Below are 13,797 nucleotides of genomic sequence, written 5' to 3'. Positions count from 1 at the left end.
GGGCACCGCACACGCACCGGAGCACCACCGGTATCTGAGCGGCGCCCACGACCGAGGGTGCCGCCGGGCAAGGAGGGCCGCATGACCGTACGGCGAGTAATGGGCATCGAGACGGAGTACGGAATCTCCGTCCCCGGCCACCCCAATGCCAATGCCATGCTCACCTCGTCCCAGATCGTCAACGCCTACGCGGCGGCGATGCACCGGGCCCGCCGGGCCCGCTGGGACTTCGAGGAAGAGAACCCGCTACGGGACGCACGAGGCTTCGACCTCGCCCGCGAGGCCGCCGACTCCAGCCAGCTCACCGACGAGGACATCGGCCTCGCCAACGTCATCCTCACCAACGGCGCCCGCCTCTACGTCGACCACGCACACCCCGAATACAGCGCCCCCGAAGTCACCAACCCCCGCGACGCCGTCCTCTGGGACAAGGCCGGCGAACGCATCATGGCCGAAGCCGCCGAACGAGCCGCCCAGCTCCCCGGCGCCCAGCCCATCCACCTCTACAAGAACAACACCGACAACAAGGGCGCCTCCTACGGCACGCACGAGAACTACCTCATGAAGCGGGAAACCGCCTTCTCCGACATCGTGCGCCACCTGACCCCCTTCTTCGTCTCCCGCCAGGTCTTCGCCGGCGCCGGACGCGTCGGCATCGGCCAGGACGGCCACGAACACGGCTTCCAGCTCAGCCAGCGCGCCGACTACTTCGAAGTCGAGGTCGGCCTCGAGACCACCCTCAAGCGCCCCATCATCAACACCCGCGACGAACCCCACGCCGACGCCGAGAAGTACCGCCGCCTCCACGTGATCATCGGCGACGCCAACCTCTCCGAGATCTCCACCTACCTCAAACTCGGCACCACGGCCCTGGTCCTCTCCATGATCGAGGACGGTTTTATCGCCGTCGACCTCGCCGTCGACCAGCCCGTACGCACCCTCCACCAGGTCTCCCACGACCCCTCGCTCAAGCGCCTCGTCACCCTGCGCAGCGGCCGCACCCTCACCGCCGTACAACTCCAGATGGAGTACTACGAACTCTCCCGCAAATACGTCGAGGAACGCTTCGGCGACGACGCCGACGACCAGACCAAGGACGTCCTCGCCCGCTGGGAAGACACCCTCACCCGCCTCGAGAACGACCCCATGAGCCTCGCCGGCGAACTCGACTGGGTCGCCAAACGCGAACTCATGGAGGGCTACCGGCGCCGCGACGACCTCGACTGGGACGCCGCACGCCTCCACCTCGTCGACCTCCAGTACGCCGACGTACGCGCCGAGAAGGGCCTCTACAACCGCCTCGTGGCCCGCGGCCGCATCAAGCGGCTCCTCGACGAGACCGAGGTCGAGCGCGCCCGGTCCAAGCCCCCGGAGGACACCCGCGCCTACTTCCGCGGCCGCTGCCTGGAGCAGTACGCCGACGACGTCGCCGCGGCCTCCTGGGACTCGGTCATCTTCGACCTCCCCGGCCGCGACAGCCTCCAGCGCGTCCCAACCCTCGAACCGCTTCGCGGAACGCGAAATCACGTCAAGGCGCTCCTGGACCGCTGCCGCACGGCAGAAGACCTGGTCAGGGTCCTGTCGGGCGGCTGAACGAGCCACAGCACGCACCCTTGCGGACAGGGTGGAAACCCCGCCGCGAGGGAATCATCGAGATGGCCCTCGTACGTTGGAACAACTGCGGGGCCGATGTCGGACCCGCCTTGTAGGGTCTGATCATCACCGATCGGCAGGAATGCCGACCTGTCGACCATGTCGGGCGAACTGAGCGGGGTGAAGGTTATGGCGACCAAGGACACCGGCGGCGGACAGCAGAAGGCCACGCGCTCCACGGAAGAGACCGAGGAGCAGACGACCGAGGCACAGGGCTCCGAAGACCTCAAGGAGCGCCAGGAAAAGCTGAGCGACGACGTGGACTCCGTTCTTGACGAAATTGACGATGTACTCGAAGAGAACGCCGAGGATTTCGTGAGGTCCTTCGTGCAAAAAGGTGGCGAGTAGGGACTAGTAGGTCGCTTTCGCCTTCGAAATGAAGGTGCGGGGGTAAGGGTGACGGACGAGCCGGACGCGAAGCACTGCCGGAAATGCGAGCGGGACCTGCCGCCTGCGGCGTTCGCGCGCGACCGGAACCGGCGGGACGGCCTCCAGGTGCACTGCCGGGAGTGCGTGGCGGAGTACAGCGCCGCGCACTACCGGCGGCGCCGGGAGGCCCTGGGGAAGAAGGTCCGGGAGAAGGTGGACGTCCCGGCGGGCCACAAGCTCTGCCGGACCTGCGGAGAGATCAAGCCGCACGACGCCTGGCACCGCAACGCGACCGCTTCGGACGGACTGTCGACGCGGTGCAAGGCGTGCCGGGCCGAGCGGGGGCGGCGGGATCATCTGATGCGCCAGTACGGCATCACCGAAGCCCAGCGCGACGAATTGATCGCCTCTCAGGGCGGCGTCTGCTGTATATGTCTGGCCGCTCCGGCCGAACATGTGGATCACTGCCATCAGACGGGTAGGGTCCGAGGCGTACTGTGCTTCAGCTGCAATGCCGCACTGGGGCAGTTCAAGGATCGGCCCGATGCCATAAGGCGGGCTGCGACATACGTGGAAGGAAACGCGTGGAAGCCAACACTCGTAGCACCGGGCGTCTACCGGCTGCCTTCCTGACGCCTGGGTCGTCCTCGTTCATGGACTTTCTCTCCGAGCATCAGCCCGAGATGCTGCCGGGCAACCGGCAGTTGCCCCGTACGCAGGGTGTGATCGAGGCGCCGCACGGGACGACCATCGTCGGTGTGACGTTCCCGGGCGGTGTGGTGCTCGCCGGTGACCGGCGGGCGACCATGGGCAATGTCATCGCGCAGCGGGACATCGAGAAGGTGTTCCCGGCGGACGAGTACTCGGCCGTCGGTATCGCCGGCACGGCGGGTCTCGCCGTCGAGATGGTGAAGCTGTTCCAGTTGGAGCTGGAGCACTTCGAGAAGGTCGAGGGGGCGCAGCTCTCGCTGGAGGGCAAGGCGAACCGGCTGTCGACGATGATCCGTTCCAACCTGGGCATGGCGATGCAGGGGTTGGCGGTGGTGCCGTTGTTCGCGGGGTTCGATGTGGACCGTGGCAAGGGGCGGATCTTCTCGTACGACGTGACGGGCGGTCGTTCGGAGGAGCACAACTTCGCGGCGACGGGTTCGGGCTCGGTGTTCGCGCGGGGTGCGATGAAGAAGCTGTTCCATGACGCTCTGACCGAGGAGCAGGCGACCACGTTGGTGGTGCAGGCTCTGTACGACGCGGCGGACGACGATTCGGCGACGGGTGGTCCGGATGTCGCGCGCCGGATCTATCCGATCGTCACGGTGATCACCGAGAGTGGTTTCCGTAGGCTGACGGAGGAGGAGTCCTCCGAGATCGCCCGCGCCATCCTTGCGCGTCGGCTGGAGCAGCCGGACGGGCCGCGTGCCGCTCTGCTGTAGGGCGGGGCCGTTTCTCATCGCAGGTGATCCAGTGACTTCGACAGAAAGGGACGGATAACCGGTGTCGACTCCGTTCTATGTCTCTCCTCAGCAGGCGATGGCGGATCGCGCGGAGTATGCGCGCAAGGGCATCGCTCGTGGCCGCAGTCTGGTGGTTCTCCAGTACGCCGACGGCATTGTGTTCGTGGGCGAGAACCCGTCCCGTGCGTTGCACAAGTTCAGTGAGATCTATGACCGGATCGGTTTCGCGGCCGCCGGTAAGTACAACGAGTACGAGAATCTTCGGATCGGTGGTGTCCGGTACGCCGATCTGCGGGGTTACACCTATGACCGGGACGATGTGACCGCGCGGGGTCTGGCGAACGTGTACGCGCAGACGCTGGGGACGATCTTCTCGTCGGCGGGTGAGAAGCCGTACGAGGTGGAGCTGGTGGTGGCCGAGGTGGGTGCCACGCCGGACGGGGATCAGATCTATCGGCTGCCGCACGACGGTTCGATCGTGGACGAGCACGGTTCGGTGGCGGTCGGTGGTAACGCGGAGCAGATCAGCAGCTATCTGGATCAGCGTCATCAGGACGGTATGACGTTGGCGGAGGCGTTGAAGCTGGCGGTGCAGGCGTTGTCGCGGGACACCAACGGTACGCAGCGGGAGATTCCCGCGGAGCGGCTGGAGGTGGCGGTGCTGGACCGGACGCGTCCGCAGTCGCGGAAGTTCAAGCGGATCGTGGGTCCGCAGTTGTCGCGGTTGCTGGCCGTGGGGGGTGCCGAGTCGGAGGCGGAGAGCGCCGAGGAGGAGGGTTCCGGCGAGGAGTGACGCGGCGGGGGCCGTCGTGTCCTGTTGTTGAGTGTTTGTCTGGTGTGTCCTGTGCCTCGGTCGTTCGTCGGCCGGGGCACGGGGCGTTTCCGGGGCCGCTCGCGCCTCAGGGGGCGCTGGGCGGGGCTGTGGAGCCTCGGACGACGAGTTCGACGGGGATGTCTCCGGCGTCGGGTTCGCGGCCGTCCAGGACGGCGAGGAGGGCGTGCATGCCGCGTTCGCCGAATTGTTCGGCGTCGAGTCGGACGGTGGTGAGTTCGGGGTCGAGGGCGGTGGCGAGGGCGAGGTCGTCGAGGCCGGTGACGGAGAGGTCGTCGGGGACGCGCAGGCCGAGGCGGCGGAGGGCTTTGTAGGCGCCGGCGGCGAGTTTGTCGTCGTCGCAGACGATGGCGGTGGGGCGGGGTCCCGGTGTGGTGAGGGCGGTTTCGGCGGCGCGTCGGGCGTCGTCGATGGTGATGGCGGCGGGGGCGGTGCGCAGGGTGGTGCCGGGGACGGCGGTGAGGCGGCGGGCGAGTTCGTGGGCGCGGACGTGGAAGGTCCAGGAGGGGATGTCGGCGGCGAGGTGGAGGAAGTGGCGGTGGCCGAGGCCGAGGAGGTGGTCGGTGATCTGGCGGATGCCGTCGGTGATGTCGAGGTTGACGGTGGCGGCGCCGAGGCTGCCGGTGGGGTCGCTGTCGAGCATGACGAGGGGGAGCTGGTCGCCGCGGATGGCGGTGAGGGCGTCGGCGGCCATGGAGGAGGCGATGACGCCGTCGAGGGCGGCCTGGGCGGAGGCGAAGGGGTCGCGGGCGGGGCCGACGCCTTCGGGGGAGGGGTAGAGGACGACGCCGAAGCCGTGGGCGGCGGCGACGCGGGCGGCGCCGGTGTAGACGCCGGCGAAGAATTCGGTGGTGAGGGCGGGGACGACGAGGAGGACGGTGCGGGTGTGGCCGAGGCGGAGGTTGCGGGCGGCGAGGTTGGGGCGGTAGCCGAGGTCGCGGGCGGCGTCGCGGACGCGTTGTGCGGTGGTCTCGGAGACGCGGCCGCGCCATTTGTCGCCGAGGACGAGGGAGACGGCGGCCTGGGAGACGCCGGCGGCCTGGGCGACGTCGCGGCTGGTGGGTCGGGTGCCTCGGGCCACCGGGGTGCTGCTCCTTCGTCTGGACTGGTGAACAGCGCACATGGTACGTATGGCAAGAGACGTTATACGTAAAACCCCGGGTCGGTCCGCCGTCCCGGGCGAGCCGACGGAGGCGGGCCGGTGGCCGCTGGTTTCGCGGGGTACGGGGAGATCCTGAGGGCGCGGCATGCCGCGCGGCTGCTGGGCGGGACGCTGGTGGGCCGGCTGCCGAACGCGACGTCGGCGATCGCGATCATGCTGTTCGTGCGGGCCGAGGGCGGTACGTACAGCCTGGGCGGGGCGCTGGTGGCGGTGTACGGCGTGGCGAACGCGGTGGGGCAGCCGTTGCTGGGCCGGCTGGTGGATCTGTGCGGGCAGCCGCGGGTGCAGTTGCCGGCGGCGGTGGTGTCGGCGCTGGCGATGGCGGTGTTCGCGTTCACGGGGCTGGATCCGCTGCTGCTGGCGTATGCGGCGGTGGGGGCGGCGGGGTTGTTCACGCCGCCGTTGGAGGGCGGTCTGCGGGCGTTGTGGCCGTCGGTGCTGCGCCGGGAGGATCAGGTGCACACGGCGTATTCGATGGACGCGGTGGCGCAGGAGGTCATGTTCACGGTGGGGCCGCTGCTGGTGACGTTGTGCGTGGCGCTGGGGTCGGAGCGGGCGGCGTTGCTGGTGCTGAACGGGGTGGGGGTGCTGGGGGCGTTGTCGGTGGTGGTGTCGGCGCCGTCGCGGGCGTGGCGGTCGGCGCCGCGGGAGGCGCACTGGCTGGGGGCGTTGCGGTCGCCGGGGTTGCTGGTGCTGTTGGGTGCGTTGCTGTGGGTGGGGATCGCGATGGGGTCGATCACGGTGGCTGCGGTGCCGTACGCGGACGCTCATGGCGGTGATGTGGTGTACGGCTGGCTGATGGCGGCGCTGGGTCTGGGCGCGCTGCTGGGCGGTGTGGGGTACGGGGCGCGGCGGTGGAGCGGGGCGCCGGAGCGGCGGCTGCGGGTGCTGGTGGCGTTTCTGGCGGTGTGTTATCTGCCGTTGACGCTGATGCCGGGTGCGGTGGCGATGGTGGTGTTGGCGGTGCTGGCGGGGGTGTTCCTGGCGCCGGTGCTGGCGTGTGCGTTCGTGATCGTGGACCGGCACGCTCCGCGGGGGACGGTGACGGAGGCGTTCTCGTGGCTGGTGACGATGTTCACGGTGGGGGCGTCGGTCGGGACCGCTCTGGCGGGTCCGGTGGTCGAGGCGGGCGGGGCGCGGTGGGGGTTCGCTCTGCCGGGTGCCGCGGGTGCGGTGGCTTTGGTGGTTTTGCTGGTCACGGGCAGGGTACTGGGGGTGCCCGTGGAAAGCGGGGTCGTTGCGGCTTCATCGGAAAATGATCCAAACCGTGCTGTCGAACCCCGTTTCAGTTCAGGGGATCGGGCGTAATGTTCAGTCATGGACCGCCGCATTTTCGGGCTGGAGAACGAGTACGGCGTCACGTGCACGTTCAGGGGACAGCGCCGCCTGTCGCCTGACGAGGTGGCGCGGTACCTCTTCCGCCGTGTCGTGTCATGGGGCCGTAGCAGCAATGTCTTTCTGCGGAACGGCGCCCGCCTGTATCTCGACGTGGGTTCGCATCCGGAATACGCGACACCGGAATGTGACAATGTGACCGAACTGGTCACCCACGACAAGGCCGGCGAGCGCATTCTCGAAGGACTCCTGGTGGACGCGGAACGACGCCTGCACGAGGAAGGAATCGCGGGCGACGTCTACCTCTTCAAGAACAACACCGACTCGGCGGGCAACTCTTATGGTTGCCACGAGAACTACCTGGTGGCCCGGCACGGGGAGTTCTCCCGGCTCGCGGACATCCTGATCCCGTTCCTGGTGACCCGGCAGCTTCTGTGCGGCGCGGGCAAGGTGCTCCAGACGCCTCGTGGGGCCGTCTACTGCGTCAGCCAGCGCGCCGAGCACATCTGGGAGGGCGTCTCCTCGGCGACGACCCGCTCGCGACCCATCATCAACACCCGTGACGAGCCGCACGCGGACGCCGAGCGGTACCGGCGGCTGCATGTCATCGTCGGGGACTCGAACATGTCCGAGACGACCATGCTGCTCAAGGTCGGTGCGACCGATCTGGTGCTGCGCATGATCGAGGCGGGCACGGTGATGCGTGATCTGACGCTGGAGAACCCGATCCGGGCGATCCGTGAGGTCAGCCATGACATCACGGGCCGGCGCAAGGTGCGGCTGGCCAGTGGCCGTGAGGCGTCGGCGCTGGAGGTGCAGCGCGAGTACTACGAGAAGGCCGTGGACTTCGTGGAGCGCCGCGGGATCCGTACGGGGACGGTCGATCAGGTCCTGGAGCTGTGGGGCCGGACGCTGGACGCGATCGAGGCGGAGGATCTCGACCGGATCGGCACCGAGATCGACTGGGTGATGAAGTACAAGCTCATCGAGCGGTACCGGGCCAAGCACAACATGACGATGTCGCATCCGCGGGTGGCGCAGATAGACCTCGCCTACCACGACATCCACCGTCGTCGTGGCTTGTACTACCTGCTGGAGCGCAAGGGGCAGGCGACCCGGATCTGCAACGACCTGAAGATCTTCGAGGGCAAGTCGGTGCCCCCGCAGACGACGCGGGCGCGGTTGCGCGGGGACTTCATCCGCCGGGCGCAGGAGCAGCGCCGGGACTTCACGGTGGACTGGGTGCATCTGAAGCTCAACGACCAGGCGCAGCGCACCGTGTTGTGCAAGGACCCGTTCCGTTCGGTGGACGACCGGGTGGAGAAGCTGATCGCCGGTATGTGAGCCGGCGGGTGCGTGTGTGAGTCGGTGCCGGCCCGGTGCCCGGAGGTGTTCGTCGCCTCCGGGCACCGGGCTTTTCTGCGCGTCCCTGTCGATTCGGGTGCAGGCGGGGCGAGTTGGTGTTAATTTCTGGCCAGTCGTCATGGCCATGACCGGGCTGACGGCTCGCTGTGATGTCCCGACGGGGGACGTCAGAAGCACCGACACACAACGGGGGCTCATTGTGCGATCTGTCACGACACATGCCCGTACGGCGGCCGTCCTCGGGACGGCGGGACTCGTCGCCGCGACCGCGCTGGTGGGAGTGACCGCCTCGCCCGCCGAGGCGTACTGCCGTACCGGCATGACGAAGTGGAACAGCACCGCCAACGCGAAGACCATCGGCGCCAACACCACGTTCCCCAGCGGGCTGAGGAGCGGGCTCAGCGGCGGGCTGGCGCAGTGGAACCGCAGCGGTTCCGCGTTGCGCTACAACGCGCCCGTCTACACCAGCGGCTGGCAGATCTACGCCTGGCGCGCGTCCTACAGCTACACCAGCCTCATGGGCAGCGCGCCCGGCTACGCCGCCGCCCAGCGGTCCGGCAGCACCCACAGCGGCGGAACGCTGTACCTGTCCAACCGGTTCACCTGGGTCAACGGCAGCCAGGACATCAACGCCGGCAAGGCGGACGTGCAGACGGTCGCCGTGCACGAGATCGGTCACTTCACCGGACTCGCCCACCCCTGGTCGCCGCACTGCACCGACGGCACGGCGTACACCGACGCCGAGAAGAAGTCCGTCATGACGGCGATCAACACCGGTACCCGGCGCTCGCTGAACAGCGACGACATCGCCGGCGTCACGGCCATCTACTGAACGGGGGAGACCAAGAGATGAGTGCAGTTCGCACGATGAGGCCGCGCGCCGCGGCCCGCGCCGCGGCCGCCGTCGCCCTGCTGGTGCTCGGCGCCACGGCGTGCGCGGGAACCGGCGACGGCAGCGGGTCCGGTGCCGCGAAGAAGGACGGGGCCGAGCCCGTCCGGGTCATATCCGGCCACCCGTACGCGGTCGACAGCAGCCCCGAGGCCGCCCTGGCGTTCCCGCTCAACGAGAACGTCTTCGAGGGCACGGTCGTCAGGACGCGTCCCGATGTGTACGCCGAGGACGTGCTCGACGACGGATCGACGTTCGAGGTCGTCTACACGCCCGTCGTCGTCCGGGTCGACGAGGTCCACAAGGGCGGCCTGAAGAAGGGCGCCGAGGTCGTCCTGCGGTCGATGGGCGGCACCGCCGACGGCGTCCGCTACGAGATCGAGGAGGCCCCGGCGAAGAACGTCTTCACCAAGGGCGCCGCGCTCGTCGTCTTCGGCAGCGCGTACGAGGCCGTCGACTCCGAGAGCGCCCCGGCGCTGACGCCCAACTTCCTCTACCGGGAGGCGGGCGACACCGTCGTCGACGCCACCTACGCGGACGGCGCGCACGACGGCGGTCCGGCCGCCCGCGCGGACCGGGCGAAGTTCCTCGGCGAACTGCGCTCGCTGGACGGCGACTCGGCCTCCTGACCCACCGCACCCTCCGCTCCGCGGAGCCGTGCACACGTGAACGCCGCCCGGGCCGGACACCGGTCCGGGCGGCGGCGTGTCGCGGGGTGATCCGTCGAGGGCGCGCACAGGTCGTAGAGTGGCGGCCATTGCCCCCACCCCCGATCCCAGTTGGACGGATGAACCACACCATGAAACGACGCCTGGCCGCGATGCTGGCCGTTCCCGCCCTGCTGTTCACCGCCGCCGCGTGCGGATCGGACGACGGGAACAACGGCGACACCTCGGGAGGCGTCGCCGAGGTTTCGGGCAAGGCCGGGGCGAAGCCCGAGATCACGATTCCCAAGGACACCGACCCGTCCGAGAAGACCGTCGTCAAGACGGTCACGCCGGGCAGCGGAACGGCGATCAAGGACTCCGACTTCGTCCGGCTGGACTGGACCGTCGAGAAGTGGGGCGACGACCAGCAGCTCGGCGGCACCTGGACCGACGCGGCCACCGGTGACACGCCCCGCAGGCAGGCCGTCGAGCAGATCGGCAAGCCGAGCCAGCAGTTGCCCGAGAAGGTCCTCGACGCGGTGAAGGGGAAGAAGCCCGGCAGCCGGATCCTGGTCCAGGGCACCGCGGGCGACCTGATCGGCGAGAACCTGAACACGGCCTCCGGGATCTCCGCCGACGACGTGCTGATCTGGGTCGTCGACCCGGTCGGCGGCACCGCCGTCGACGCCAAGGCCGAGGTCAAGGGCGAGCAGGCGCCCCCGGCCGCCGGTATGCCCGAGGTCGAGGCCAAGCCGCAGCAGGCGGCCACCATCACCATCCCCAAGGGCGTCAAGGCACCCACCACGCTCAAGGAGCAGGTGCTGATCAAGGGCGACGGCAAGAAGGTCGAGGCCGGACAGGGCCTGATCGCCCAGTACACCGGGGTCAAGTGGGAGGACGGCAAGAAGTTCGACTCCTCCTGGGACCACGGCGGCGCCACCGCCTTCCAGATCGGCACCGGCTCCGTGGTGGAAGGCTGGGACAAGGGCCTGGTCGGCAAGAACGTCGGCGACCGGGTGCTGCTGGTGATCCCGCCCGCGCTCGGCTACGGCGCCAACCCCAGCAGCGAGCTGGCCAAGAACACGCTGGTCTTCGTCGTGGACATCCTCGGCACGGTCTGACCCCCGGGTCTGACAGGCTGTTCCCGACGCACGTCACGCAACAAGGAGAGAAGAAGTGAGCATCGACAAGCCCGAGATCGACTTCCCCGAAGGCGAGCCCCCGGCGGACCTGGAGATCAAGGACATCTGGGAGGGCGAGGGCGCCGTCGCGGAGGCCGGGCAGAACGTCACCGTCCACTACGTGGGTGTCGCCTTCAGCACGGGCGAGGAGTTCGACGCGAGCTGGAACCGCGGCACGCCGTTCACCTTCCCGCTCGGCGGCGGCCGGGTCATCAAGGGCTGGGACCGCGGTGTGCAGGGCATGAAGGTCGGCGGACGCCGCCAGCTCACCATCCCCGCCCACCTCGCCTACGGCGACCACAGCCCCACCCCCGCGATCAAGCCCGGCGAGACGCTGATCTTCGTCGTGGACCTGATCAAGGTCTGATCGTCACGGTCTGATCGTCAAAGGCTGATCGTCACGGTCCGATCGCCCGGCGACCGTCGTACGACCGGGACACGACCGGAGCGCGACCGGTCGCGACCACCTGGGGCCCATGCCTGTCCGGGCATGGGCCCTCGGCTTTTGTCAGGACACCGCGGAGCGGTACGGTCGTCGCTCGTAAGCACCGCGTCGTCGGGTCGTGAGCACCGGGAAGAAGGCGAAGGGCGTCGATGGCCATTGCCAAGGCAGAGCGGCTGATGAACCTCGCGCTGTGTCTGCTCGGGACGCGCAGGCCGCTCAGCAAGCGGGAGCTGCGCGAGTCCGTCGAGGCGTACCTCGAGGCCGGCTCCGACGACTCGTTCAACCGCATGTTCGAGCGCGACAAGGACGATCTGCGCGAGCTGGGCCTGGTCATCGAGACCGTGGAGAGCCTCGACGGCGAGATCGGCTACCTCGCCCGCCGCGACAGCAACCGGCTGCCGCCCATCACCCTCGACGCCGAGGAGGCCGCCGCCCTGGGGCTCGCCGCCAAGGTGTGGCAGCAGGCCCGGCTCGCCGGCGCCGCCAGCGGCGCCCTCCAGAAGCTGCGCGCCGCCGGCCTGCCCGAGGACGTCGACCCCTACGAGGCGCACGGCGCGCTGGAGCCGCGGATCCCCGTGCACGAGGCGGCCTTCGAGCCGCTGATGCTGGCCTTGCGCGACCGCCGCCCCGTCGTCTTCGACTACCGCAAGGCCACCGCCGCCCGGCCCGAGCCCCGGCTCGTCGAGCCCTGGGCGCTGGAGTGCTGGCGCGGCCACTGGTACCTGGCCGGCTTCGACCGCGACCGGGGCGCCGAGCGCGTCTTCCGGCTGTCGCGGATCACCGGCAAGGTCCGCTCGCGCGGCACGAGCTTCACCGCGCCCGTCCCGGACGTCGTGACCGTCCGTGAGACCGTCGCGAGCTGGGCCGGGGAGAGCGCCGACCGCAGCGCCCTGATCCGGCTGCGCGCGGGCGCCGGTTACCCCCTGCGGGCGAAAGCCACCGCCGTCCGGGAACTCGGGAACGGCTGGGACGAGTTGGAGATTCCGTACGGACACGGGCTGGACGCCTGGCTGGTGGAGTTCGGGCCGGACGTGGTGGTGCTGGAGCCCGCCGAGCTGCGGGCGGACGTCGTGGACCGGCTGCGAGCCGTGGCCAAGGGCTGAGGGGGAGCGAGCAACACAGTGGCAGGCAAACCGGTCAGGCCGGCGAACGCGATCGACCAGACCCGGCGGATGCTCTCCCTGGTGACCTACCTCAGGGAACGCCCCGGCGCGCGGATCGAGGACGTGGCACGCGCCTTCGGCATCACCGAGGACGAACTGGTCTCCGACCTCGACGTGCTGCCCATGTGCGGCACCAGCTTCCGCGGCGGCGATCTGCTGGACATCGACACCGACGGCGAACGCATCTGGTGGCACAACCCGGCCGCGCTCGGCGCCGAGGCGGCCGAACCGCTGCGGCTGGCCGCCGACGAGGCGACCGCGCTGCTGGTCGCGGCCCGCGCGGTGGCGACGCTTCCGGGCCTGCGCGAGAGCGACCGGCAGGCGCTGCTGCGCGCCACCGCCAAGGTGGAGACCGCCGCGGGCGAGGCCGCCGGGGCCAGCGCCCGCCTCTCGGTGACCTTCGAGTCCGAGGGCGGGGTCTTCGCCGACGTCGACCGGGCGATCTCCGAGCGCCGCCGCCTGTGGATCCGCTACTACTCGCCCGCCCGCGACGAGCTGTCCGAGCGCGAGATCGACCCCATCCGCCTGGTCTCCGTCGGCCACACCTATGTGGAGGCGTGGTGCCGGCGCTCCGAGGCCCGGCGCACCTTCCGGCTGGACCGCGTCGCCGAGATCAAGATCCTCGACGAGCCGTCCGCGCCGCCCGAGATCGAGCTGCGGGACCTGTCGGAGGCGCTGGTGCAGCCGGCCGCCGAGGACCCCGAGGTCGTCGTGGAGGTCGGTCCCGGCGGGCGCTGGGTCGCCGAGTACTACCCGCACGACAGCGCCGATGAACTTCCCGAGGGCGGGCTGCGTATCACCCTGCGCACGCCCGACCCGGCCTCGCTCAGACGCCTCGCCCTGCGGCTCGGCCGCGACGGCCGGATCGTCTCGCCCCCGGAGCTGGCCGACAGCGCCCGCCGGGCGGCCCGCGAGGCGCTGACGGCGTACGACGGCATGGACGCGGGGGAGCGGGACGGGGCCGCCGGGGGGCGGCACGAGAGTCCGATCGAGAGGCGGGAGCAGCAGCGGTGAGCGAGACGATGACGTCCGGTACGCGGGGCATCTCGGTGGCCTCGGCGTTCGCCGGGATGAGAAGCGTGGGCCCGGTCCTGTTCCGGGCCGGCTGCCCGGACTGCCGGGGCCGCTTCGAGCTGGGCGCGAGCGCGCTGCTCCTCGCGATAGGCGCGAGCAGCCGCACCACGTTCTACTCGTTCACCTGCCCCGAGTGCGGCGCGGCCGTCCGCAAGCCGGCCGGCGAGCGGATCGTCGAACTGCTCACCGGCGGCGGGGTGCGGACCCTGCGCCTGCACACCGCGTAACACG

15 protein-coding genes are annotated in these 13,797 nt (G+C 69.7%); 14 read left to right on the top strand and 1 reads right to left on the bottom strand.

The window, feature by feature from the left end; translation table 11 throughout:
* Positions 1–81: 81 nt before the first annotated feature.
* The 5 genes from dop to prcA all read left to right on the top strand — a co-directional run bounded on the left by dop (position 82) and on the right by prcA (position 4,266).
* Positions 82–1,593: a depupylase/deamidase Dop gene (gene dop / locus AFM16_RS08495; protein WP_348634569.1), complete on the top strand. Its 1,512-nt coding sequence runs from the start codon at positions 82–84 to the stop codon at positions 1,591–1,593.
* 189 nt (positions 1,594–1,782) lie between these two features.
* Positions 1,783–2,001 carry a ubiquitin-like protein Pup gene (locus AFM16_RS08490; protein ID WP_030795495.1) on the top strand — a complete coding sequence of 73 codons (219 nt, stop codon included), beginning with the start codon at positions 1,783–1,785 and terminating at the stop codon, positions 1,999–2,001.
* 48 nt (positions 2,002–2,049) lie between these two features.
* Positions 2,050–2,655, top strand: coding sequence for an endonuclease VII domain-containing protein (locus AFM16_RS08485; protein ID WP_078632940.1), 606 nt, complete (start codon positions 2,050–2,052; stop codon positions 2,653–2,655).
* A complete protein-coding gene (gene prcB / locus AFM16_RS08480) occupies positions 2,607–3,452 on the top strand; it encodes a proteasome subunit beta (RefSeq protein WP_030795498.1) in 846 nt (281 codons plus the stop codon). Before AFM16_RS08485 ends, prcB begins: the two co-directional genes overlap by 49 nt.
* A 61-nt stretch (positions 3,453–3,513) precedes the next feature.
* Positions 3,514–4,266 (top strand): proteasome subunit alpha, encoded by a 753-nt coding sequence (gene prcA / locus AFM16_RS08475; RefSeq protein WP_030795500.1) that lies wholly within the window; start codon positions 3,514–3,516, stop codon positions 4,264–4,266.
* Between the two features lie 106 nt (positions 4,267–4,372).
* Here the strand turns inward: prcA and AFM16_RS08470 are convergent, their stop codons facing one another.
* Positions 4,373–5,386, bottom strand: coding sequence for a LacI family DNA-binding transcriptional regulator (locus AFM16_RS08470; protein ID WP_030795504.1), 1,014 nt, complete (start codon positions 5,384–5,386; stop codon positions 4,373–4,375).
* 120 nt (positions 5,387–5,506) lie between these two features.
* Here AFM16_RS08470 and AFM16_RS08465 point away from each other — a divergent pair, with 120 nt between their 5' ends.
* From AFM16_RS08465 to AFM16_RS08425, 9 genes are all read left to right on the top strand, one after another.
* Positions 5,507–6,775 carry an MFS transporter gene (locus AFM16_RS08465; protein WP_030795506.1) on the top strand — a complete coding sequence of 423 codons (1,269 nt, stop codon included), beginning with the start codon at positions 5,507–5,509 and terminating at the stop codon, positions 6,773–6,775.
* Between the two features lie 9 nt (positions 6,776–6,784).
* Positions 6,785–8,146 (top strand): Pup--protein ligase, encoded by a 1,362-nt coding sequence (pafA, locus tag AFM16_RS08460; protein ID WP_030795508.1) that lies wholly within the window; start codon positions 6,785–6,787, stop codon positions 8,144–8,146.
* Positions 8,147–8,366: 220 nt separating this feature from the next.
* Positions 8,367–8,999, top strand: a complete 633-nt coding sequence (locus AFM16_RS08455; RefSeq protein ID WP_167797164.1) for a matrixin family metalloprotease — start codon at positions 8,367–8,369, stop codon at positions 8,997–8,999.
* Positions 9,000–9,016: 17 nt separating this feature from the next.
* Entirely contained in the window at positions 9,017–9,685 is a 669-nt protein-coding gene (locus AFM16_RS08450) for a hypothetical protein (RefSeq protein ID WP_143648339.1), read from the top strand.
* 158 nt (positions 9,686–9,843) lie between these two features.
* Positions 9,844–10,824, top strand: a complete 981-nt coding sequence (locus tag AFM16_RS08445; RefSeq protein ID WP_078632938.1) for an FKBP-type peptidyl-prolyl cis-trans isomerase — start codon at positions 9,844–9,846, stop codon at positions 10,822–10,824.
* A 55-nt stretch (positions 10,825–10,879) separates the two neighbouring features.
* Complete coding sequence (locus tag AFM16_RS08440; protein ID WP_030795519.1) at positions 10,880–11,251, top strand: FKBP-type peptidyl-prolyl cis-trans isomerase; 372 nt, start codon at positions 10,880–10,882, stop codon at positions 11,249–11,251.
* 227 nt (positions 11,252–11,478) lie between these two features.
* The gene (locus AFM16_RS08435) at positions 11,479–12,432 is read left to right on the top strand and encodes a helix-turn-helix transcriptional regulator (RefSeq protein WP_030795521.1); all 954 of its coding nucleotides are present in this window, start codon (positions 11,479–11,481) and stop codon (positions 12,430–12,432) included.
* A gap of 18 nt (positions 12,433–12,450) precedes the next feature.
* Positions 12,451–13,506 (top strand): helix-turn-helix transcriptional regulator, encoded by a 1,056-nt coding sequence (locus AFM16_RS08430; RefSeq protein ID WP_078632937.1) that lies wholly within the window; start codon positions 12,451–12,453, stop codon positions 13,504–13,506.
* Positions 13,503–13,793, top strand: a complete 291-nt coding sequence (locus AFM16_RS08425; RefSeq protein WP_078632936.1) for a hypothetical protein — start codon at positions 13,503–13,505, stop codon at positions 13,791–13,793. The genes AFM16_RS08430 and AFM16_RS08425 overlap by 4 nt, the downstream gene beginning before the upstream one ends.
* Positions 13,794–13,797 lie beyond the last annotated feature (4 nt).

Source organism: Streptomyces antibioticus (assembly GCF_002019855.1).
Classification (GTDB): domain Bacteria; phylum Actinomycetota; class Actinomycetes; order Streptomycetales; family Streptomycetaceae; genus Streptomyces; species Streptomyces antibioticus_B.
Note: the sequence above shows the minus strand (reverse complement) of the source record. Positions and strands in the feature narration are given on the sequence as shown.